The organism is Peribacillus sp. FSL M8-0224, assembly GCF_038003055.1.
Taxonomy (GTDB): domain Bacteria; phylum Bacillota; class Bacilli; order Bacillales; family DSM-1321; genus Peribacillus; species Peribacillus frigoritolerans.
On sequence record NZ_JBBOOJ010000001.1, the window covers coordinates 2624043 to 2646571 of the forward strand.

Sequence of the window (22529 nt, forward strand, 5' to 3'; positions counted from 1 at the left end):
TAAGTAAAATAAACATCCCCTTACCCTTAAATTAGGTGGTGTCTAACAAAGGCATATCGCTCACGACTATAACTGCCTGAATATTTTTCGTGATGCCATTCCATTCTTGTAGAATTCCTGCCTTGTTTCGTACAAAACAATCGAGTGAATGATTTGTACGAAACAATCGTTAATTTTTTTGAGGCATAGGAAAAGCACCTCCTTTGATACAAGGATTGTATCAGGAGGTGCTACGTATAGAATATGTGCTGTTTAAATGGGGGCTTATCTTTAACCTTAGTTTTACAGCCCACTATCTAACTGTTTACGCTTAAAGATATAAGTTATCCTCTATCCTCGAAAACTCAGTTCGAGTGAATGGCTAATTCTTATTCGGCGGGAATCCTACCCGCTACATGTCACGAGCTATGCTCGATCGTTCTTACAGTCACTGATGTTGATCCTAACTAGCAGCCGAATCTATGTAAAATTATCGAAACGAAATCAACCAATTCAACTCTTTAACACTAACTGGAACCTTCAGCTGAGTGGGTACTGACCTCAATTTTGTATTTTGTTTGGGAAGTATAATTTTGGCCTGCTAAAAGAAGAATATCCCCAAAATCTTCAAACTCAATCGCCCCTGGAGCAGCTTGGGTTTCAAACGTTATTCCGCCATGTTGAATTAATTTTTCTCCGTGCATAAGTGGCACATCTTTCACAAAGTTTGCCGTGTATATGACAACCGCAGGCTCTTCTGTGTATACCTCGACTGTTATTTTCTGGTCAGGACTAATTAATTTGGCTGCAGTTTGATGAAGTCCTGGGCACGTAAGGAAGAATGGATGATCGATCCCTTGAACTTTTTTAACTTCTGCGTCATTGGCTTCAAAGGTTGATTTTAATTTCTTCGGGGTTCGAAAATCATAAGGCGTGCCGATTGTGCTTCGCTTTTCCCCAGTTACCGTGGTATCTTCATTTACTGGTGCAAATTCTTCAGAAAAGATTTGTAAGAAATGATCATCGATTGGATTGCTGGGATGCCCTGTTAAGTTAAAATAGACGTGATTGGTCGGATTAAAAACTGTGTCTTTATCACTTTTTGCTTGATAGCTCACTGACCAAATATTTAAGTTGTCCAATGTATAAGTCACACTTACTTTCAAATTCCCCGGAAAACCATTCTCGCCATCAGGTGAGTGGGTTGAAAAGATGATCGATGCACTTTCATCCGTCTCCTTCACTTCATAATCCCAGATTTTTTCATCGAATCCAGGACTGCCACCGTGTAATGTATTCCCTAATTGATTTACAGCTGTTTGGTAACGTGATTCACCAATTGAAAATTCGCCATTTTTTATTCTTCCAGCGACTCTTCCTATTGTTGCTCCATAATACGTTTCTTTTTTGTAATCCTCAATCGAGTCAAATCCCAATACGATATTATTACGACCCGATTCCGTTAGGACGAACAGATTGACGATTCTTGCACCAAAGTTCGTAACTTCCATTCTTACTCCATGATCATTTTCTATCGTAAACAGCAAGACTTCATTTCCAAACGAGCTTTGTGATACTTTCATTTTTATCGGCTCCTTCCCTATTAAATTCCTTCATATAAATAAAAGCTAAAACACCATGAATTGCACTAAAAGTTCAGCTAACATTTTTAATAATTGTAAAGCCCGAAGTAGCAACCTCGGGCCTAAGAAAAGGAATCATATGAGTAAATCAACATATTCTTGATGAAGTATTTTCCCTTATGTCCCCCTGATTTAAAATCTCTTCTATTCGCGTATAGCTTCTTTTAATTCCGCTCAAAACCTTAATAGTTCTAATTTAAGCACTTTTCCCCTTAGCTTGTCTACTTTCCCCAATTTTTTCAATTTCCTCCAAAGTATGACCTCGAGTTTCAGGAACGCATGTCCGAATAAATAAAACACCAAGTAAACAAATAGCACCGAAGATTGAAAAAACAGCTTCTTGAGACATCGAAGCGGTCATGATCGGAAATAGCAAGCCAACCAAGAAGGAACCAATCCAGTTAAATGATGAAGCCACTCCTGACGCCCGCCCGCGAATTACCAGCGGGAAAATTTCTCCAACTATGACCCAAGTTAATGGAGCCCAAGTGAATGAATAAAGAGCTACATAGATACTTAAGAAAACAACCATCATCATCGGGTTTGCATTAGGAATTAATACATTCAATATGGCCGGCAAAATAAAGGATAGCCCCATAATCGTTCCGCCGATTGTTAATAAAGTACGGCGATTAAATTTATCAGCAATCATTAGGAATATTAATGAACCTAGTACGAGTATAACCCCTTGAATAATTGGCCACATCAATACTGAGCTGGCTTCATGCCCTGTTGCTTTTTCCACAATCATAGGAATGTAATAAAAAATTGCGTTTGCTCCCTGGAACTGTTGAAACGCAGCAACACCCACACCAGCCATTACTAAATAACGGTATTTATTACTTAAAAGGGTACCCCATGATGCTTTTTGATTTACCTTTGCTTCCTCTTTAACAGTTTCTTGTATTTGTGTTATTTCAGAATCAATTTGTTCTTTGTTAGGGCGAATATAGCCCAACACCCTACGAGCTTCATCCATTTTATTGTTCTTAATTAAAAAACGTGGTGATTCGGGTAACCTTGACACTCCAATAAATAAGATCAAAGCAGGTACGGCAGCCAAACTAAGCATCAACCGCCATGCCATTGTCCCTGGTAAGTCTTTCAATAAATAAGCGACAATGTAGGAAAGCAACATTCCAGAGACAATCATTGTTTGGTTAATTCCTGACAGACGTCCACGTAAACGTGCAGGCGCCATTTCCGACATATAGGCTGGGACCAACGCAGAAGCAGCTCCAACAGCCAACCCTAATAAAATCCTGGCAACAATCATAAAAAGGATCCCGTTATGAGGGGATATTCCTGCCAAAATGGATCCAACAGCAAAAATGATAGAAGATATTAAAATCATTTTGCGCCGTCCTAAACGATCAGAAAGTTGTCCGGCCATGGCCCCTCCAAAAATAGCTCCAAACATCAACGAAGAGGTAATCCAGCCAATGGCACCTGGGTTGTTTTGAAGGTTCCAATCATGTTGCAGAAAAGGCAAAGCACCCGTCATAACGCCGATATCATAACCGAAGAGAATGCCTCCAAAAGCCCCAAAAAAATAAATGAATCCACTTGAGATTTTCTTTTCATTAACCATTTAAGTTCCCCCCTAAAGGTTTTAAAATTATATTTAATCCCACTACTAAAATATTGATTGCTTTTTGAGAAATAATAATAGTGTTTTCAAACCACAAATACATGCCAGTTTCCATCGTAAAAATATTTATTAGGATAAATTCCGTGTCGTCATTGTCTATTAAAACGCTTTCATCTTTTCCCTAAAAACTACGAAAACGCTTACGAAAATAAAGGGATCATACTAATGGTCACTATATCCATTCTTCAACTTCTGGATTACCTATTTTTTCCCTCCAAGGAAGCGGAGCCTCCTTGGAGGGAGAGACATTACTTAATAACTACGTATTCCAAGCCAACAAGTTTGGCATAGGTTATGATTTGGTCTGTTGTTAAATTCAATGAAACAACTGTATGGTGACCGCCACCATTCTCAAGCCAAGCTTTCACTCCATCTTGGAAGTTTGGCTTCACTTCCCAAAGTACACGGGCCACTGGCAGGTTTGGTGCTGGAACTGTTGGCTCGAATGCAGAAACTTCATTAATCAAAAGTTTATAGTTTGTACCAAAGTCAGCCATGGAAACAACGACACCGTCTCCTGCTTTGCCGTCGAATACTAAACGTGCTGGATCTTCACGATCACCTATACCTAATGGAGATACGACAATTTTTGGTTTGTTACTTGCTAAAGATGGGTCGACTTCGAGCATATGTGATTGAAGGATTGATTCTTGTCCAGCAGCTAATTCATATGTGTAATCTTCCATAAATCCAGTTGATTGGTTATGGCTCATCACTTTCAGTAAGCGAGCAAGTGCTGCCGTCTTCCAATCTCCTTCACCCGCAAAGCCATATCCTTGTACCATCAAACGTTGGACGGCAAGACCAGGAAGTTGTTTCATCCCATATAAATCTTCGAAGTTCGTTGTGAAGGCCGTGTAACCACCATCATCAAGGAAACGTTTAATCGCAATTTCATAGCTTGCCTGTACCTTTACGCTTTTCTCCCAATTTTCCCTACTGTAGGTACCATAATCAAATTCATAATGGCCTTCGTATACTGCAAATAAAGCATCAATTTCTTCATCAGTAACCGCATTTACATATTGAACAAGGTCTCCGATTCCAAAATAGTCAACTGTCCACCCAAATTGGATTTGCGCTTCAATCTTATCCCCTTCGGTTACTCCAACGTTACGCATGTTGTCTCCAAAGCGAGCGACCTTAATGTTGAAGCTTTCGTTATAAGCAACCGCTACGTCCATCCATTGTGCAATTTGCTGTCGCACTTCATGACGCTCCCAATAACCTACAACAACTTTATTTTGTTTTTTCAAACGAGCATTGATAAAACCATATTCACGGTCACCATGAGCGGATTGGTTCAGGTTCATAAAGTCCATATCAATCGTTGCCCAAGGAATACTTTCATTGAATTGTGTTGCTAAATGAAGCAATGGTTTTTGTAATAATTTTGTTCCACGAATCCACATTTTTGCAGGTGAGAAAGTATGCATCCAAGTGATGACACCGGCAACTTCGTCACGATAATTGACTTCTTTCATGATGCTTGTTATTTTATCTGCACTGACAGCTAAATCTTGCAGTACAAGTGGATAGGGTAAAATACCGCTTTCATTTAATGCATCTGCTATCGTTTGTGCATTCGCCTTGACCTCTGCTAACGCTTCTTCCCCATATAGATGTTGTGATCCTACGACAAACCAAAATTCCTTTTTTTCTGTTGTTAACATAATAAGCCTCTTTTCTTTATCTAATAGGTTGATAATTTGATAGAGTTGATCTTACTTTTGACCGTAATAAGCATATTTTCCATGTTTTCGTAAATAGTGTTTATCCAAAATATTTTGTGGTAATTCTTTTGCAAAATGATTTAATTCCCGTGTAAATAAATTCATTTTCGAAACTTCATCCAACACCACACTATTCATTACGGCGGATTTTGCATCTTTCCCCCAAGTAAAGGGACCATGACCATGAAGTAAGATACCAGGAACGGCTAAAATGTCTAACCCGCGCTCTTCAAATGTTTCGATGATTAACTTCCCAGTCTCCACTTCGTAACCACGATCAATCTCCTCTTGTGTTAGGTAGCGGGCACATGGGATGGATCCATAAAATGTGTCTGCATGAGTGGTACCCATCGCTGGAACATCAAGGCCTGCTTGAGCCCAGATTGTCGCCCAAGTTGAATGAGTATGCACAATGCCGCCGATTTCTTGGTAATATCTATAAAGTACTGCGTGAGTCGCTGTATCTGATGAAGGCCTCAACTCTCCTTCAACAACATTGCCATTTAAATCAACAACAACCATATCGCTGGCTTTCATCGTTTCGTAATCAACACCACTAGGTTTGATAACAAATAAACCGCTTTGACGATCAATGGCACTCGCATTTCCCCATGTATATTTCACGAGTCCATATTTAGGCAAGTCCAAATTTGCTTGAAATACCTCTTCTTTCAGTTGTTCTAACACGTCAATCCCTCCAGTTTTCCACTCATAACATCAAATTGTCTACAGCGGCCTGCTCAATCACTAAACCCTTCCTGTATCTTTCAATAAATGCTTCAAATCCTTTAACATCTACTTGATCAGGATAAATTTCTTGCCCATCAGCCTCTTCGAATACTTTTTTGTCAAGGAAGTCTTCTAAACTTTCTTTTTGATCTTTATTCATCATGTAAGATGCAAGAATCGCCATTCCCCACGCGCCGCCTTCTCCTGCTGTTGACATAACTGATACTGGAGCATTCATTGCAGCCGCAACAATTTTTTGTCCAACAAGAGGGGTTTTAAATAAACCACCGTGAGCCAAAATACGATCAATTGCAACATTTTCTTCTTTTGTCAAAATACCCATTCCGATTTTCAATGCACCGAAAGCAGTAAAAAGGTGAGTCCGCATAAAGTTTGCTAAATTGAATTGACTCTCAGGCGAGCGGACAAATAATGGTCGCCCTTTTTCTAATCCTGTGATATTTTCACCTGAGAAATAACCGTAGCTAAGCAAACCGCCACCATCTGGATCCGCTTCCAAAGCTTTATTCAACATTACTTCAAATAATTTATTTATATCAACCTTTTGTCCCATTGCCTCAGAAAATTCACGGAACAATCCTAGCCAAGCATTGAGATCACTTGAACAGTTATTCGCGTGTACCATTCCAACGGGACTTCCATTTGGTGTAGTTACAAGATCAATTTCTGGATATACTTTTGAAAGTTCTTTCTCTAGTACAATCATCGCAAAAACGGAAGTTCCTACTGAGATGTTTCCGGTACGTTTCCTCACACTATTCGTAGCAACCATTCCAGTCCCAGCATCGCCTTCCGGTGGACAAATTGGAGTGCCTGGTTGTAAATTTCTTGATCTATCCAGGATTTTCGCTCCAATTTCGGTCAATTCACCCGCCTGCTCGCCTGAAATGTAGACTTTAGGAAGAATCTCTTTTAGCTTCCAAGGATAACCTTTCGTCGCAATTAAATCGTCAAACTGCTTGACCATTGATTCATTGTAATCTTGCGTTGATTCATCAATTGGGAACATGCCTGAAGCATCCCCAATGCCAATTGCTTTATTTCCAGTCAATAACCAGTGAATGTATCCAGCCAAAGTCGTAATACAATCAATGCGAGGCAAATGTTTCTCTTCATTTAATATCGCTTGATAAAGGTGAGCAATACTCCATCGTTCAGGGATATTAAATTGAAATTGATCAGTTAGTTCTTTTGCTGCAACACCTGTTGTAGAGTTACGCCAAGTCCGAAACGGAACCAGTAGCTCCCCTGTACTGTCAAAAGCCATGTACCCGTGCATCATTGCAGAAAATCCAATAGAACCTATTTTCCGAATGGTAATTCCATAATTCCGTTCAACTTCTTGCTTCATTTCACTATAAGCTGTTTGCAGACCAGTGATAATATCCACTAAGTTGTACGTCCAAATTCCATCTTCCAAGAGGTTTTCCCACTCATAACTTCCAGATGCGATAGTTTCATGATGATTATCAATCAACACCGCTTTAATACGAGTGGATCCAAATTCGATTCCAAGTGAAGTTTCTCCCCCGGTAATAGCTTGTTTAATTTTTAATATATTTGTTTGCACGTTAATCCCCCTTCTGTCAGCGCTTTCAATAAAAGGAGGCGCTTAAATTTATTAACAACCATATTATATTTTTTGTACGTACATTTGTCAACGTTTTATATTATTTATACTTACAACTTCAAAGCGAAATACTCCATCCTCACCTTAAAGTCATAAATTAGGATTAAAGGAAGTTATCCGACATGAAACCTAAAGGTAAATAGGGGGAATTTACAACTTTATACAAAAAATAAGATGATTTGTTTTAATTCATTCAAAAATTATGTTAAAATATGTCCGCACAAATATTTTAAGCGCATAAATTAGAATGCAAACAACTATGGAAGAAGTGAGATTTAATGAAACCAAAGTATCAGGTAATCATTGATGATTTAAAAAATAAAATCCTTACAGGTGAATATAGTGTAGGGGAACAAATTCCTACTGAATCCGTCATGCAAGAAATGTACAACGTTAGCCGACACACTGTACGAAAGTCCATTTTAGAATTATCAAACGAGGGATTCTTGAGAAGTGAAAAAGGATCTGGCACATATGTTAGTAACCAATATCAATCAAAATCTGGTGGCAATTCCAAAAATAAAACGATTGGTGTAATCACGACCTACATTTCTGATTACATTTTCCCTTCTATTATCCGCGGAATTGAAAGAAGATTGAATGAAGATAATTATTCGTTACTATTAGCCAGTACAAATAATGATGTCGAACAAGAAAAAAAAGCCTTGGAAATGATGTTGTCATTTGGCGTGGATGGTATGATCATTGAACCTACAAAAAGCAATCTATACAATCCCAACATCGGTTACTACCTATCATTTAAGGAACAAGAGGTTCCATTCATCATGATCAACGCTTATTATGAAGAATTAGAGGTCCCTTTCTTTTGCCTGGATGATGTGCAGTCAAGCTACCTCGCAACAAAAGAATTGATTTCGAAAGGACATACCCAAATTGGACTCATTTCGAAAATGGATGATTTACAAGGAAAGTATCGAATGAAGGGGTATATAAAAGCACTTGGAGAAGCCAAATTACGCTTTCAACCAGAACAATTGCTTTCGTATACTACAGAAACGAAGCTGGACCTATACACGAACTTGAAAGAGTTCCTAAATGAAAATAGAGACGTGCTGACTGCCATTGTTTGCTATAACGACGAGGTAGGGTTGGAAGCAGTAAATGTATGCAGACAACTTGATATTTCTATTCCCGAACAATTATCAATTATTGGCCAGGACAATTCTTATATTGCGAAAAATGCCAATATCAAACTAACGACATTGACACACCCACAAGAACAAATGGGACATGATGCAGCTGATTGGGTCATTAAGAAATTACAAGGTAAGAAGGATTTACCAAACGAAACCTATTATCAGCCAGTGTTAATTGAAGGCGAAACTGTCAAAGAGTTAGACATACAATAACCTTAGTGTCTGATGCCTATAGGCTCTACTCCCACAATGGCTGCCTCCATCCATTTTATTAAACCAGCAAATCCATCTTCATTATTTTCAAATGCAAATGGGTCTACGATTACAATTCCACGGGAATTCACTGCTCTAGCACATGTAATTGTTGGGCAATATCCACTTCAATGGAAATTCTATCGTTTAGTTGATTTTGTTTATCTTGCATTTTAAAACTTCATATTAGGGTTCCTCATAGGGTTTTGAGTTAGTGTGGTGTCTTACTCATATCTCACTGAGGAGCCCTATTTTTTTAAAAGCTGAACCCGTTTTGTTCCATAAGAAAAAGGCTGCCACAGCAACCTCCCTTTTTAAAGCAAGACCCATTAGTTCAGTAATTTTTAATAAAACACCATATCTAAGGAAATTGGAACAAATAGTATAACTGTTGCAAACCAAATGGGGTAGCTAAACGAGCAGAAGAGATTACTTAATCAACAAATATGGCTAACGTAACCTGCAACGAGGAAAGTATCTACATTGAGCATGTAGATGAACAAAATGGAACAGGTGCAATCCATTCACTTGATTAACCAAGGAAAAAACAAAGTGTGTCTGTAACCAGCTTATAAGAACAGTAATTTGTCCATATTTCTTCGATACATTAATTAACTTCCACCTTCGGTTATGGTTTCATGTTAGATTCAGTTCATGGACCATCTTCGTTAACAATCTATCCCCTTGTTTAAGTCTACACTATATCTCTTTGCCACCTCTTTGCTGGCGGATTCCCGCTTTTACCCACATCCCTCGCAATTTGGGAATAATAAGATAGCAGATCCTGCTACTACGGTACCTAACGTAGAAACCAATGTTGGCCCGTCATCATCAATTCAGGAGCAAAACTAACAATTACTATTTCAACCATTCCAACACCAACATAAGCAAGCGCATAATCATCTACCGTTTTTCTTTTCCCTTAGAATCTACGATATTTAAAAAGACTATTCCCACTGCTACTGTCCCAGTCGAACATCCCCATACTTGGAACGATTCATGATGATTGGGAATACAGTATCTTCTTTTAAATAAAAATATATTTATTAAATTGTGGCAGTCAATGGATTATGTTGCTTAATTTCTTGTATTGATAGATATAAAGAATAGTTCCCATAATCGAGAATTTTATTAAGAAAAAGATTCAATAGTTCTTGAGAGTTAACTTTTATTTTTAAATGGTAACAACCTTCTCCCGATACTCGGTGAGCTTCAACTATCTCATTTCTATCATTAATAAAACGTATAAACGAATCATGGTTTGCTGTTTTCATATAAATAATGACAAATGCTGTATAAGAAAGTCCTAATTTCATTTCATCGACTATTAGTGAGTAGGCTTTAATTACTCCATTTTCCTCAAGTTTTTTAATCCGATTTCCTACTGCTTGTCCCGTCATATGAATTTGTTCACCTAAGTCTTTCCACTGAATACGTGAATTTTCGGATAATAACCGAAGGATTTGAAAATCAATGTTATCAAGTTCCATAATAAATTCCTTTCACCATGAAATGCTTTGATATAAAAGTGTTTCATCAAAGTATCGATAGAAATCAATATATCATTTATCATTATATTGTACTAAAATTTTTAAAAGAGGTGGAAAAAATGAGCACAGCTTTAATCATTGTCGATATTCAAAATGACTATTTTCCAAATGGAAAGATGGAATTAAGCAACCCTAAAAAAGCAGCCGTTAATGCTGCTAAAGTTCTTGAATGGTTTAGGCAGAATAACAAAGATAATATTTTTCATGTTCAGCATATCGCTAGTGATCCTGGGTTAGGCTTTTTTCTTCCGAATACGGATGGAGTTAAACTAAATGAAGCTGTTCTACCATTAGAACACGAAAGCGTTATCATAAAACATTTCCCTAACAGCTTTTTACAGACTGAATTAGAAAGCAAATTAAAAGAAAAAGGAGTAACAAAGCTAGTGATTGTAGGTATGATGACGCATATGTGCATTGATGCCACAGTCAGAGCTGCAGTGGATTTAGGCTTTGAAACTACACTTATTGAAGATGCATGTGCGACAAGGGACTTATCTTATCAAGATAAGGTCGTTCCAGCTGAACAGGTCCATTATGCCTTTGTCAGCGCACTTAACGGTATGTATGCCAATGTAATTTCGACAGAGGATTTCCTGGAATAAAAAAATAATACAACCTTAGAACCAATAATTTATTATAAGAGGGAGCTTGTTTTAAAACAAGCTCCCTTTTTTACTGATGTTAGACTGTTATCCAAGCTGTATCTTGCAGTTTCCTGCAAATGTGCAACTACCCGTTGCACAAGAAAACTCAAACCAAAAAAAGAGAAATGATGTTAAAGGTATACCGTCACATGCCCATCAAGCTAGGGCATGTGACAGTACCTCAATACTAAAATACCTGTATCAAATAAACACTTATCTCACGGCCAAAATAAGACTGCACAATCAACTTTTAAAAGCTTAACATTCGTAGCTTATTATCTAATTCGAAACCAATAAAGTTCCCTTTTAGGTTAATTGCAGCCTGTCCTGTTGATCCTGACCCCATAAAACGATGTAATACTTTTTCAAACAATAACTTAATTTTGACAAGGGTGAATTCTTACGTTTCCACTAACGCAGGAGCATCATTAGAAGCCCCTATTAATAAGAATTAAACGTTCTTTTTGACCCTTTATGATAAAACCCTTCTCTTTTTTTGAACGACTTTCCTTTTACTTTCATAATTCCCGTTAAAAACAAAAGATGATGAATTACTTGAAAACCGAGTATGACAACGTATTTGTTAAGTTTAAAAAGGCAGAAGCTGCAATTATCAAAGAAAAGATAAGAGTATAATAGTGCCCTTACCTCAGACTGTAGGCAAACTCGATGAAAATTGAGTATGCCTATGGTTTTTTATGGGTGTACTATTTAGACGTTGATTTACGCTCCAGGCACTCGCTTTCCGCGGGAGTCTCGCACCTTTCTCTCCAATCAACTTTGGTTTAGCTTTTAGATGGTAGTCTACAAACTGTGGCTCCCATGTCAATATGATTGGATCTACAGTTTTTGCCTTGCCTGTACCATTTGGATGTTGATTTCCGCTCCAGGCACTTGCTTTCAGCGGACGGTCGCGAGGAAGCCTCCTCTGCACCTTTGCGCCTGGGGGGTCTCCCCTTGACACGTTTTTCCCGCAGGAGTCTCGCACTTTCGCTCCAAACCTTTAGATAGAAACCTTTTGCCTAGAGTCTTTATTGATTTTAACCGAATTATTTAAAAAACTTGTGTGATGAGAATGCCTTCTAAACATGATTCTATTCAGGGAGAGCAACTGGTGCCTGCGACCTAGTTGGTTCGTAAAATTGAGGCTGCCATTGACTTTAAAGCATGCAATTGCATGAGGGAATAACGACCAAAAATCATCATCAATGATAAATCTAGGCATAAAATATCTTTCCATTTCATTTTACTTATTATCTTAGTAGAATCGATTTTTATCAAATACTCTTATGTTTTGGAGGGGCTCGCAAAGACGGAGAATACCCCTAGAACAATATATAAATAACCAGTTATCCGATTCTGAAACCTAGAATTCACTTCACTACCCAGAATCCGCTTTCTAATACTTGCTGCAAGTACTGCATACAGACCATCACTAATAAAAGCTAGGATAATAAATATAATTCCTAAAAGTAAAAATTGTATGGTGACTGATCCGGCCGAAGGTGATATGAATTGCGGAAAGAAGGCTAAAAAAAAGAGTGCTGTCTTAGGATTCATTACTTCTACGAGCGCAGATTCGTAAAATATCTTTAATATCTTTTTGCGAGGGGCTTTTGGAATTTCTGAAGTCGTTCGATCAGATGTAGAAAATAAAGTCCTGCACCCCAGATAGATAAGATAAGCAGCACCCAAGTATTTAACGATATTAAAGGCTGTTGCTGATGTCATAAGGATCGCTGAAACTCCAATCGCTCCAGCTAAAACGTGAACAGAACCGCCAAGTGATACACCAAGAACTGATACTATGCCCGCCTTCTTCCCTTGGTCTATACTTCTTGCCATAATATACAACACAGCCGGTCCAGGTATTATTAACAATGTAGCAGCAGCAATTACAAATAGCCAAATATTTGAAAACTCCATAAAAAGCAACTCCTTATTGTATTTTGGCACAAGATTTATTGGGCTCCTCCTTGATGGTGAAAGCAAGATTACACTTTTTTTAGGTTCGTTTTCATCAAGGAGGCGATTTGTTGCTCATTTAGAAAAGGAATCTGTTCCAACTTTTTTTATTATGAGCTCCTGTCTGTAAGGAATGGTTTTGACTTACCTTTGCTTTCCTTAAAAAATGATAAACACCATTTTTGTTTTTAGGGTGCCACAGCAAACCCTATTAATATACTAATCATTCAATTGACCCTTTCCTTTGCTCACGCATCCATTTCGCAACCTGAATCTCCCCTTGTTCATTTGATTTTTCAAGCTCTGTAATAATCGCTTTGTAATCGGTGTCATTACGATTTTGACTCATTTTGGCTGCAGCTTGAATAGATGTGATTTCAATTTCAAAGCCCACTATTCCTTTCATTTCACTCTTTAGCAACTCTGGATCAAACGTTTCCCAGGTCCGGCCATTTTCTCGGTGACCCTCATAATGATTAAGCATAGTATCCAAGGAGGAAATCAGCTCGTCTTCAGTGATTAAACGCGCTGATCCATACGCATGTACAGCTAGATAGTCCCATGTTGGAACCTCTTCGCACTGATACCAACTTGATGAAATGTAAGCGTGCTGCCCTTGAAAAATCAGTAACACATCACTATTATTGTCTAAAGTCTTTTTCTGCATGTTTCCGTATGCAATATGCCCAGTCGCATAGATTTTCCCTTCATCTTCGCGAATTTCCAAAGGAATATGAGTAGCCAAGGGACGATGTTCATTAACAGTAATCAATAAGGCAAACGGGTTAGACTTCATAATTTGAACTGCTTCTTCATTTTTCATACGATATTGCTTAGGAATGTACACAATCATCTTCCTTTCAACTTGTATTTGAATTTTTAAAATAAATATCCGATAAAAAAATATTATTATACAAGTTGACATAAAAAAAGGTACAATATTAAACAAATATACATGTCAGAGGGAATGCAAATGAATAATACCATTTTTACGTTCAATGATAACGCCCCAAAATACAAACAAATCTATGAGAAATTCAAATCATATATTGAACAAGGAGACATTTTGGCAAATGAGCAATTACCCTCCATTCGTCAACTTGCAGATTCTTTACATGTAAGCCGCAATACAACTTTACTGGCATATGAACAACTTGTTGCTGAAGGGTATATTCGTGGAGAGGGCAGAAAAGGTTATTTTGCAAACGAGTTAGAACCCCGTATATTTCAGGAACCCTTAATCTCTTATGATAAAAAGCGGACTGAGTCCAAGAGACCTCCGGAAGTTAATTTCAGGGCAGATGCCGTTGATCAAACACATTTCCCACTGAAAATTTGGAGGAGAATGGCTAATCAAGTATTAACATTACAGGATAGCTTTCGATACGGGGAACCATTTGGGGAAGAATGCCTGCGCGAACAAATCTCCACATATTTATTCCAATCACGCGGCGTGAAAACAAATGCAAATGCAATTATTATCGGAAGCAGTACCCAACAAATGCTTGTATACCTGGGACATATACTGAAGGATGAATTCCAGAGTATTATAGTTGAAGACCCTGGTTACGACGGTGCCAGGGAAGCTTTTCATTTCCATCGTTTTATGTTTGAAACTTTGCCGGTTTATGAAACAGGTGCTGAACTTTCACAATTAGAACAAATGAAATCACGATTAATCTATGTAACTCCTTCCCATCAAAGCCCCATTGGAGTAAGCATGTCTATCCAACAACGGCAAATGATTATTCATTGGGTTAACAAGATGCGTGGATATATTATCGAAGACGATTATGATAGTGAATTTCGCTATACACAAAAACCATTCCCTGCTCTTGCCTCCATTGATTCAGCAAGAGTCATTTATTTAGGGAATTTCTCGAAGTCCTTTCTTCCAGGAATTCGTTTAAGTTATATGGTCTTGCCACAGCCACTTTTAAATCGTTATAAAAATCAGTTTCTTCATTTTGAAGCTACTACCTCCCTGCTTAGCCAACTTACAATGGCTAAATTTATGGAAGAGGGAGAATGGAGTAGACATATTAAACGCATGCGCCTTGTTTATAAAAGAAAAATGCAGCACTTAGTATCCGCTTTAAAAGAGCAATTCGCTCAAAATATATCCATTATTGGTGAACAATCTGGTTTGTACGTATTAGTCAAAGTACATCTGAAGCATTCAGAAGAATGGTTAATTCAGCAAGCTTCCTTACATGGAGTTACTGTGTATCCTACTTCTCTCTACTTCATTAAAAATAACACCGACGGACCAATGGTAAAATTGGGTTTCAGTAATCTTTCTTCCCATGAAATTGATGTGGGTGTGAAACTCTTAAAGAAGGCATGGTTCAAAGAATAACTCCACCATTCTTTGAAAGAATGAATTGTAGCTGTTTTATTTGAATGTTTGGTGCTGCACCGATAAATAATCTTCATAGGTCCCTTAATTTTTAATTGCGATGAAATTAAGTGTCAATTGTAGATCAAAAACTAAGCCTAATTTCCATCTGAAATTAGGCTTAATTTTTTAACAAATCTACCACATCAGTTGAACAAGACAATGTCGAATAACTTTTATTTTTGTAGATTCTTCTTCATAAGAGACGCTACTTGTATATTATCTTGTTGAGAAGTGTTTTCTAGATTCTTAATAATTAATTCTTGCCGTTCCACAGGGTGATTTTGACTTAATTTAGCTTTCGCTTCAATTTTTGTGATTTTTATTTTAAATGCTACAATCCCTTTACTCATTCCTTCGATAAATCTGGAATCCACATCAATTAAATTGTATGGGCTATCTGGACTTTCATATTTTTTTACCATATCATTCAGGGAATCGAATATGACTTTTTGATCTTCGACAATCTCCATCTTTCCATATATATGTATAGAGACATAATTCCAAGTAGGAACTGCCATCGTTGTTTCATACCAAGAAGGAGATATATAAGAGTGAGGACCTTGGAAAACCGCAAGAACTTTTTGGTATTCTATATCCTTCCATTGTTCGTTTGGACGGGCAAAATGACCATATAATGAACTTTCACCTTTATTTAATGTGAGTGGAAGATGGGTAGCGTATGGTTCTCCATTGTGTTGAGAAAATAAAGTGGCAAAGCTGTACTTTTCGATAAAATCATAAATTATTTCTTCATCCTTGAGTTGAAAATGTTTAGGGATATACATGATTTAGCTCCTCCTTGATAAAGTCATTTCAATTTTCGGCTATCTCAAATTTTAAGTATTATAGAAAATATTCTATTATGTAAACTGACATCTAAAAAGGTACAATTATTATAAATTGTACATGTCAATATTGATTACAATTTTCATATAATGATGACCTTTTATTTTGATGAATATTAAACTTACATTTAGTGAATTAATTACAGCTTCAATTTTAAGCAGTAATTAGACATGATTTCTGTTTAACCAGGCCCGTTATCCAAATCATAGTGAGGTATTTATGAACCAAAATAACAAATAGCCTAATGGAGTTTTTTAATTTTATCCAGCAATCGGGCCAAATTATGGAATAATCCCTTCAAATAAAGTAACTTAATAACTAGATTATTTTATTGGAAGCATACAGATTTAATTATTTTCATTAGAAAGGATTGAAATAGTATCGAAATAAGACATTTAGAATATTTCTTAATGGTCAGTAAAGAACTGCATTTTACAAAAGCAGCTGAAAAATTAGGAATTTCGCAACCAACTTTAAGCCATCAAATTAAAATGCTTGAACAAGATGTGGGCTATGCACTATTCAACCGTATTGGTAAGAAGATTGAACTTACTAAGGTGGGGGAAATCGTACAACAAGAAGCATTGAATATTCAAAATTCCTTACAAAGTATATCTTCTCAAATTAGAGCACTTACAAAAGTAGAAATCGGGGAATTGAAAATTGCCGTGTTACCAGGAGAAATAACTGATTTGGTATCCACTTTGTGCATTAAATTCAACCAATTATATCCAAACATAAAAGTGTTTGTTCAAAGTACTGATCAAGTGGAAAAGGCTCTTTTAGAGAATCAAGCAGATTTTGGTATTGGTTTTGAATTCAATCGTGATGATATGTTGATGGTGACGAAGTTGTATGATGAAGAATTTTACCTGATTAGTAATCAAAGTAATGGAGAGCGGAAGGTTTCATTTTCCGATGTTTTAGACAGTCCGCTTATTTTATTTCCAAATATCCATCAATGCAGAAAAATACTTGATAAAACGAGTCTTGAGGCTGGCAGGCAGTTAGAACCTATCGTCGAAACGTCTAGCATTGAATCTATCTTGAAGCTCGTTCGAAATGGGGTTGGCCGCAGTTTTGTTTCGCGTACATTATATGAATTTTATGATACAGAGGATTTATTTTTCCAACGTATTGAAAAACCAACTTTGACTAGATCTGTTTATCTCGTGATGAAAAAGAATCGTTTTATCAATTATGCGGCACGTAAGTATATTGAGTTATTATTATGTGAAATCGAAAGGCTGAGTTTTCATACAGAAAAAGATGAGATAGCTTCTTTAAAAAGTTCTATATTATAGTTTTTATCTATTATTATCATAGAAATGAATGGATAGATAAATGATAAATTCCTCTTTACAATGAAAACAAGTTCATAATCAAATTGTAAAGGGGATTTTCAATTATGTTTCAAGAAGTAGCAGGTATTAAAATTCCAGATTCTCAATTGGCTAAAGAAGCAGCAGATCTTTTACGCGAGCATGGGGACGACTTGTTGTGGAATCATTCAAATCGTGTATTTTTATTTGGTGCAGTCAACGGAAAAAAAACGAAGCAGAATCATGATTTAGAGTTGCTATATGTTAGTGCATTATTCCATGATTTAGGTTTAACAAAAAAGTTCAGCAGTCCAGATTTACGATTTGAAGTAGACGGTGCAAATGCTGCGAGGAGCTTTTTACAACAGTATCAAATTCCAGATGAGTCGATTCGCCTTGTATGGGATGCTATTGCATTACATACGACACCTGGCGTTGCAGAACATAAAGAAGCTGAAGTGGCACTACTCTTTTCAGGTGTTGGTTTAGATGTGATGGGAGATGGCTTTGAACAATTCCCTGACGACTTGCGTGAAGAAATTATAAAAGCCTTCCCACGTAACAATTTCAAAAAGGACATTATTCCAGCGTTTTATGAGGGCTTTAAGCATAAGCCAGAAACCACTTTCGGCAATATGAAGGAAGATATTATTGAATATTTTAAACCGGAATATAAAAATAAAAATTTCTGTGATTGTATTTTGCATTCACCTTGGACAGAATAGGGTACAAAAATGACAGAAAGTTTGTACAAAAGGTTATATCGGCCAAGGAAGCTACTAAAAAATAAAGGCTGTTTTCGCATACTTTGTTGCTATTTACCAAGTAGTGCGGTGTGGTTGATTTCCCCTCCAGATGCTCGCTTTCCGCGGGGCGGGCGGTGAGCCTCCTCGGCGTAAACGCCTGTGGGGTCTCACCTGTCCCGCTGCTCCCGCAGGAGTCTCGCACTTCCGCTCCAATCAACCTTAAATAGTTTCGTTTAAAAACAACAATCTTTACGAAAGGAGCGAAAATAAAAAATAAACAACCAATTAGGTTTCTCCCTTGGTTGTTTATTTTTATTCATAACTAATAAAGACCCCTGTGTTTGAAACAGTAACATTCAACTATAAACTTTATTCCATTCTCAAATAAAAATCGATTAAATACTTTCCAGCCCACTTTCTGTCCTGCCAAACGGATGACTTCCTGCCAGTCATCTATCAGAAGTTTGTGGGAAACGTCCACAAGCTTATTTTCTTAAAGCTGTAAAGCAACTTCACCATACGGTTTCTTGAAATGCCTGATTCGGCTCTCTCCTTTTGCCCCATCCAAATCAACGGGTATAGTTCACGGGGTCATTCACACGCACATATATATTGAAGAAATGCCGCTCCCTCTTCATTCAATACAATATTGCACGCAACTTTAAGCGCTTCTACAGGAAACAGCTCTGAAACAGGAAGTCCCCCCGCAAATGAAATGACTTCTGGTCTTTCTGTTACTTTTACTATCTCACGGGTCTCAGAAGATGTTACTAGACGAGCTCATTTTCCATTTGTAAACAATCCTTCCTTGAAACCTCGATATTTTACCTTTTACTCTATTTTATTTGAATATTCAGACACCCTTCACACTCCTACTGCCTTCATGTTTCGAGAGATATAGATTGCACCAATGCCGGACGCACTTAAATAGCCTTTGCTGCATTGAGCAAAGGCTTACCTTTTTGACGAGTTTCTTCTATATATTAAAAATAAAAATCCCGCCAAGCTATTTCTCCACTTTTTCCTTATTTCTTAACTTCTCCACTTTTTCGGGAGTGAGGGTGATGTCCCGGACAGGGGAAACTCTTCCCCATTCATCCTTGTGAACGATGTGTTTTCGTTCAAATTTGGTCGGAGTATCTATACCTGCGGCAGCTGCAAGGTTAAATAGCCCCTCGCGGAGGGAAATCACGTAATTGGCGACTCGGTATTGTTTTTCCTCAATAACCAGACCTTCCTGCAACTTTGAATCAGTTGTGGCTACTCCTGCAGGGCAATGATTTGTATGGCAGATTTCAGCCATGATGCAGCCAACGCTAATCATAAAACCGCGGGCTATATTGACTAAATCTGCCCCCATCGCTAAAGCGACCGCCACTTTATCTGGAGAAGTCAGCTTGCCTGATGCAATCAGCTTGACCCGGCTTCGTATACCATATTTTTTTAACATCTCATCTACAAGTGGCAAGGCTGACATAATTGGGAGTCCGACTGCATCTGCAAGCTCCTGATAGGTTGCCCCAGTTCCGCCTTCCCCGCCATCCACCGTGATAAAATCCGGCCCTTTACCTGTATCTCTCATGGTTTTCGTCATTTCCTCAAGTGCATCAAGATCCCCCACAACAATTTTGATACCGATAGGCTTTCCGCCTACATCCCTCATTCTTTCCACAAATTCGAACAATTCATTAAAATTCTTGAATTCATAGAACCTGTTAGGGCTATTGATCGTTTGGCCAGGTTCTACCAGGCGGATTTGGGCAATTTCTTCTGTCACCTTCTGTCCTTCAATATGCCCACCTCTGATTTTGGCACCTTGTGCCAGCTTAATTTCAAATGCCTTTACTTGCTCGATTTCACTTTTCTTCTTGAATTCTTCCCAGGAGAACTCCCCACCTGGTGTCCTTACTCCAAACAGTCCCGGACCGATTTGCATCATGATGTCGGGATTTCCGGAGAGATGATATTTGGAAAGACCACCTTCACCAGTATTCATCCATGTTCCTCCTGCAAGCCCTAATCCTCTCGACAGTGCAGTGATGGCATTCTCACCGAGTGCCCCGTAGCTCATTGCAGACTGTCCTACGAGCCCCTTTAATTTAAAGGGATTCCGGCATGTATCCCCTCCGATTATGACAGCATCCTCGTCTCGTAAAAAGTACGGTTCTATTTGTCTATCTTCGCGCTTCTCCTTTCTGGTCAATAGACCTTCCTCATCTACTTCATATACCTTTGTATTGATTTTTTGGCTATTATCTATTCTCAATTCTTCCCGGAGATTGGGAAACATACTATTTCGAATATAGTATCCAGCCTCATTGAAGTCACGTTCCGATCCAAATCCGATTAAACGCTCCTTATATTTTCCTGCTTTTACAACATCCTCGAATTCCTTTCTTGAGAAAGGGGTGCCTTCATTATTATTTTCAAATAAATACTGCCTAAGTTCAGGTCCTATTAGCTCTGTCATGTATCTAATTCTGCCGATTAGGGGGAAATTCCTCAGGATTGAATGTTGTTTTTGTGTATCATCCTTTCGGTAAAAGTACGCTGCGGCCGCAACTGTCCCTAAAACCGCAGATCCTTTTAAAACTGTGGGAAGGTAATTTTTTAACTTGGACATTTTATCACCCTTTGCTTCTTATTTTTGTGCAAGTTACTCGAGTTATCTATAATCTTTGGAGTGCTTCATCAATCAGAATTTCGCCAGAAGTTACATGGAACGTTTTATTAAATACTTCTTCAGTATCCAGCGCTTTGACCAATACAGAAGCAATATCCTCTTTTGGTATCTCGCCTTTGCCATTCACAATTGATGGTCCAGCTTCAACTTTACCTATTCCCGGCTTATCCACAGGCATACTTGTCCGTATAACCGTATATGTAAGCTTTTCCTGTTTTAATAGCTCTTCTGAGTGGTACTTGACATCGTTTGTACTAGAATCTAAGCTTTCCATTTCTTTTGCTCGCATGGTGTTCATCAGAACAAAGCGCTTCACCCCATGTTTCTTAGCAGCCTCAACAGAGTCTATTACTGACTGATGGTCAACCAGTATTGGTTTGCCCTCCCCAGTCCGGGGACTGGCGCTACTCAGGTAGATTACTGCTTCACAGCCCGAAAAAGCACTGGAAAAATCCCTTCTTTCCAAAGAAACTACATCTCGAGCTCCAAGTTTAACCATTTCCTCTACTTTATTCTCTGCTCCCACCAGTGCTACCGGGTTATGGTGCCTGTCTGCCAGCTGTTTTACAACGTGCTCTCCGGTCATGTCCTCTGTTCCTATTACTAGAACTCTCATTTTAATACCTCCCTGCTAGTTTCATAATATATATTTACCACTTTAAAGTTTAATGAAACAATTAAGCGTCTTCGCCGTATCGTTAATTTTAACGATTCTTTGATAGTTTATTATTAGGGGAATTCCCATTCTTCAGTGGAAGCAATTAGACTTTTTTTACTTATATTGAACGTAGTAATCTCAAAATTAATAATCTGACATCCATTATTACTGAAGCTGTACGAACTAGATTAGTGATTGGAATTTAAATAATAACGAAACCCAACTACTCAGCTCTTGTGAAGTAAATGGGGTTTGATTCGGGGAATTATAGAAAACTTGATATTAAAGACGATTATTTCCTGGGGAAACAAACCCGAAAAATTATCTCTTATAAATATTAATTTCTTATGTAATCACTCCATACATTCTATAGTTAATCGGCACAAACTTTCTTACGAACACCATATTGAGGAATTCCACACGAAGGATACTGCCATCTATAAAGTATAAAAACTATATTTATCAATCCGGAAATGAGGAGCCCTATTTTTTCAAAACTGAAAAATTACTAACTACAGGAATGCTAAACTGACAAGCTATCCATATATGAAAAAAGAACCTCTAGTAATATACTAAAGATTCAGGATTAATAAATATATTGTTAATATATTAAATGAAAGCAATTAAATTAATATATTTCCATAATACGAGATAAACGAATAGAGAAAATCTTTTGATTTTCATCCTTTAAGGAAAGGGTTTGTTCATTAAGGTTAAGTTTATGCAATTGACCCTTACATGTTTTTAATACTCCTTCTTTATAATAAATGATGGTCGTTATGCCCTTTTTTTTCAACGATTTTAAGATCACCTGATTATCTCCTTTCTGTCTATTGAATTATTTACTAAAATTGTATGATAATTGGTGCAAAACTATGAAATCGATTAGGATATATTTATTATACAATGAAAATCG

At 37.6% G+C, this 22529-nt stretch carries 19 protein-coding genes and 1 pseudogene; 6 read left to right on the plus strand and 14 right to left on the minus strand.

Features of this window, described 5'->3' with window-relative positions:
* Nucleotides 1-506: 506 nt before the first annotated feature.
* From MKX49_RS12550 to MKX49_RS12570, 5 genes are all read right to left on the minus strand, one after another.
* A complete protein-coding gene (locus MKX49_RS12550) occupies nt 507-1562 on the minus strand; it encodes an aldose epimerase family protein (protein WP_340876628.1) in 1056 nt (351 codons plus the stop codon).
* Nucleotides 1563-1818: 256 nt separating this feature from the next.
* On the minus strand, nt 1819-3213 hold the full coding sequence (locus MKX49_RS12555) for a sugar porter family MFS transporter (RefSeq protein ID WP_063590904.1): 1395 nt from the start codon (nt 3211-3213) through the stop codon (nt 1819-1821).
* A gap of 308 nt (nt 3214-3521) precedes the next feature.
* Nucleotides 3522-4946 (minus strand): L-arabinose isomerase, encoded by a 1425-nt coding sequence (gene araA / locus MKX49_RS12560; RefSeq protein ID WP_340876629.1) that lies wholly within the window; start codon nt 4944-4946, stop codon nt 3522-3524.
* Between the two features lie 51 nt (nt 4947-4997).
* Nucleotides 4998-5693, minus strand: a complete 696-nt coding sequence (locus MKX49_RS12565; protein ID WP_340876630.1) for an L-ribulose-5-phosphate 4-epimerase — start codon at nt 5691-5693, stop codon at nt 4998-5000.
* Between the two features lie 22 nt (nt 5694-5715).
* Nucleotides 5716-7326 (minus strand): xylulokinase, encoded by a 1611-nt coding sequence (locus tag MKX49_RS12570; RefSeq protein ID WP_340876631.1) that lies wholly within the window; start codon nt 7324-7326, stop codon nt 5716-5718.
* 338 nt (nt 7327-7664) lie between these two features.
* On the opposite strand from MKX49_RS12570, the gene MKX49_RS12575 reads away from it, so the two are divergent.
* Nucleotides 7665-8756 carry a GntR family transcriptional regulator gene (locus MKX49_RS12575; RefSeq protein ID WP_340876632.1) on the plus strand — a complete coding sequence of 364 codons (1092 nt, stop codon included), beginning with the start codon at nt 7665-7667 and terminating at the stop codon, nt 8754-8756.
* 14 nt (nt 8757-8770) lie between these two features.
* Here MKX49_RS12575 and MKX49_RS28430 read toward each other — a convergent pair.
* A pseudogene (locus MKX49_RS28430) lies at nt 8771-8967 on the minus strand (IS110 family transposase); the annotation flags it as partial.
* Between the two features lie 274 nt (nt 8968-9241).
* Between MKX49_RS28430 and MKX49_RS12580 the strand changes: the two are divergent.
* Nucleotides 9242-9331, plus strand: coding sequence for a small, acid-soluble spore protein, H family (locus MKX49_RS12580; RefSeq protein ID WP_318292825.1), 90 nt, complete (start codon nt 9242-9244; stop codon nt 9329-9331).
* Nucleotides 9332-9841: 510 nt separating this feature from the next.
* Here the strand turns inward: MKX49_RS12580 and MKX49_RS12585 are convergent.
* The gene (locus tag MKX49_RS12585) at nt 9842-10285 is read right to left on the minus strand and encodes an Lrp/AsnC family transcriptional regulator (protein ID WP_048686120.1); all 444 of its coding nucleotides are present in this window, start codon (nt 10283-10285) and stop codon (nt 9842-9844) included.
* A gap of 119 nt (nt 10286-10404) precedes the next feature.
* On the opposite strand from MKX49_RS12585, the gene MKX49_RS12590 reads away from it, so the two are divergent.
* The gene (locus MKX49_RS12590; RefSeq protein ID WP_340876633.1) at nt 10405-10950 is read left to right on the plus strand and encodes a cysteine hydrolase family protein; all 546 of its coding nucleotides are present in this window, start codon (nt 10405-10407) and stop codon (nt 10948-10950) included.
* 292 nt (nt 10951-11242) lie between these two features.
* On the opposite strand, the gene MKX49_RS28435 is transcribed toward MKX49_RS12590, so the two are convergent.
* From MKX49_RS28435 to MKX49_RS12600, 3 genes are all read right to left on the minus strand, one after another.
* A complete protein-coding gene (locus tag MKX49_RS28435) occupies nt 11243-11365 on the minus strand; it encodes a DNA methyltransferase (RefSeq protein ID WP_081088624.1) in 123 nt (40 codons plus the stop codon).
* A gap of 914 nt (nt 11366-12279) precedes the next feature.
* A complete protein-coding gene (locus tag MKX49_RS12595) occupies nt 12280-12918 on the minus strand; it encodes a LysE family translocator (RefSeq protein WP_063593793.1) in 639 nt (212 codons plus the stop codon).
* A gap of 262 nt (nt 12919-13180) precedes the next feature.
* Entirely contained in the window at nt 13181-13804 is a 624-nt protein-coding gene (locus tag MKX49_RS12600) for an FMN-binding negative transcriptional regulator (RefSeq protein ID WP_048686129.1), read from the minus strand.
* A gap of 126 nt (nt 13805-13930) precedes the next feature.
* On the opposite strand from MKX49_RS12600, the gene pdxR reads away from it, so the two are divergent.
* Nucleotides 13931-15316 carry a MocR-like pyridoxine biosynthesis transcription factor PdxR gene (gene pdxR, locus MKX49_RS12605; RefSeq protein WP_340876634.1) on the plus strand — a complete coding sequence of 462 codons (1386 nt, stop codon included), beginning with the start codon at nt 13931-13933 and terminating at the stop codon, nt 15314-15316.
* 215 nt (nt 15317-15531) lie between these two features.
* Here the strand turns inward: pdxR and MKX49_RS12610 are convergent, their stop codons facing one another.
* Complete coding sequence (locus MKX49_RS12610) at nt 15532-16143, minus strand: FMN-binding negative transcriptional regulator (RefSeq protein WP_323597357.1); 612 nt, start codon at nt 16141-16143, stop codon at nt 15532-15534.
* A 447-nt stretch (nt 16144-16590) separates the two neighbouring features.
* Here MKX49_RS12610 and MKX49_RS12615 point away from each other — a divergent pair, with 447 nt between their 5' ends.
* Together MKX49_RS12615 and MKX49_RS12620 are read left to right on the plus strand one after the other, a co-directional pair.
* Complete coding sequence (locus MKX49_RS12615; RefSeq protein ID WP_340878536.1) at nt 16591-17508, plus strand: LysR family transcriptional regulator; 918 nt, start codon at nt 16591-16593, stop codon at nt 17506-17508.
* 104 nt (nt 17509-17612) lie between these two features.
* Nucleotides 17613-18251 (plus strand): HD domain-containing protein, encoded by a 639-nt coding sequence (locus MKX49_RS12620; RefSeq protein WP_340876635.1) that lies wholly within the window; start codon nt 17613-17615, stop codon nt 18249-18251.
* 1027 nt (nt 18252-19278) lie between these two features.
* On the opposite strand, the gene MKX49_RS12625 is transcribed toward MKX49_RS12620, so the two are convergent.
* The 3 genes from MKX49_RS12625 to MKX49_RS12635 all read right to left on the minus strand — a co-directional run bounded on the left by MKX49_RS12625 (nt 19279) and on the right by MKX49_RS12635 (nt 22424).
* Nucleotides 19279-20895, minus strand: a complete 1617-nt coding sequence (locus MKX49_RS12625) for an FMN-binding glutamate synthase family protein (RefSeq protein ID WP_340876636.1) — start codon at nt 20893-20895, stop codon at nt 19279-19281.
* Between the two features lie 46 nt (nt 20896-20941).
* Entirely contained in the window at nt 20942-21571 is a 630-nt protein-coding gene (locus tag MKX49_RS12630; protein ID WP_340876637.1) for an NAD(P)H-binding protein, read from the minus strand.
* A 670-nt stretch (nt 21572-22241) separates the two neighbouring features.
* Nucleotides 22242-22424: a YolD-like family protein gene (locus MKX49_RS12635; protein WP_034307388.1), complete on the minus strand. Its 183-nt coding sequence runs from the start codon at nt 22422-22424 to the stop codon at nt 22242-22244.
* Between the last annotated feature and the right edge of the window lie 105 nt (nt 22425-22529).

What these genes read in the sequence shown, in the direction of transcription:
- MKX49_RS12595 (WP_063593793.1), bottom strand. Translation starts at nt 12,918, where the DNA reads ATGGAGTTTTCAAATATTTGGCTATTTGTAATTGCTGCTGCTACATTG.
- MKX49_RS12590 (WP_340876633.1), top strand. Translation starts at nt 10,405, where the DNA reads ATGAGCACAGCTTTAATCATTGTCGATATTCAAAATGACTATTTTCCA.
- MKX49_RS12580 (WP_318292825.1), top strand. Translation starts at nt 9,242, where the DNA reads ATGGCTAACGTAACCTGCAACGAGGAAAGTATCTACATTGAGCATGTA.
- araA (WP_340876629.1), bottom strand. Translation starts at nt 4,946, where the DNA reads ATGTTAACAACAGAAAAAAAGGAATTTTGGTTTGTCGTAGGATCACAA.
- MKX49_RS12585 (WP_048686120.1), bottom strand. Translation starts at nt 10,285, where the DNA reads ATGGAACTTGATAACATTGATTTTCAAATCCTTCGGTTATTATCCGAA.
- MKX49_RS12550 (WP_340876628.1), bottom strand. Translation starts at nt 1,562, where the DNA reads ATGAAAGTATCACAAAGCTCGTTTGGAAATGAAGTCTTGCTGTTTACG.
- MKX49_RS12630 (WP_340876637.1), bottom strand. Translation starts at nt 21,571, where the DNA reads ATGAGAGTTCTAGTAATAGGAACAGAGGACATGACCGGAGAGCACGTT.
- MKX49_RS12610 (WP_323597357.1), bottom strand. Translation starts at nt 16,143, where the DNA reads ATGTATATCCCTAAACATTTTCAACTCAAGGATGAAGAAATAATTTAT.
- MKX49_RS12575 (WP_340876632.1), top strand. Translation starts at nt 7,665, where the DNA reads ATGAAACCAAAGTATCAGGTAATCATTGATGATTTAAAAAATAAAATC.
- MKX49_RS12555 (WP_063590904.1), bottom strand. Translation starts at nt 3,213, where the DNA reads ATGGTTAATGAAAAGAAAATCTCAAGTGGATTCATTTATTTTTTTGGG.
- MKX49_RS12620 (WP_340876635.1), top strand. Translation starts at nt 17,613, where the DNA reads ATGTTTCAAGAAGTAGCAGGTATTAAAATTCCAGATTCTCAATTGGCT.
- pdxR (WP_340876634.1), top strand. Translation starts at nt 13,931, where the DNA reads ATGAATAATACCATTTTTACGTTCAATGATAACGCCCCAAAATACAAA.
- MKX49_RS12625 (WP_340876636.1), bottom strand. Translation starts at nt 20,895, where the DNA reads ATGTCCAAGTTAAAAAATTACCTTCCCACAGTTTTAAAAGGATCTGCG.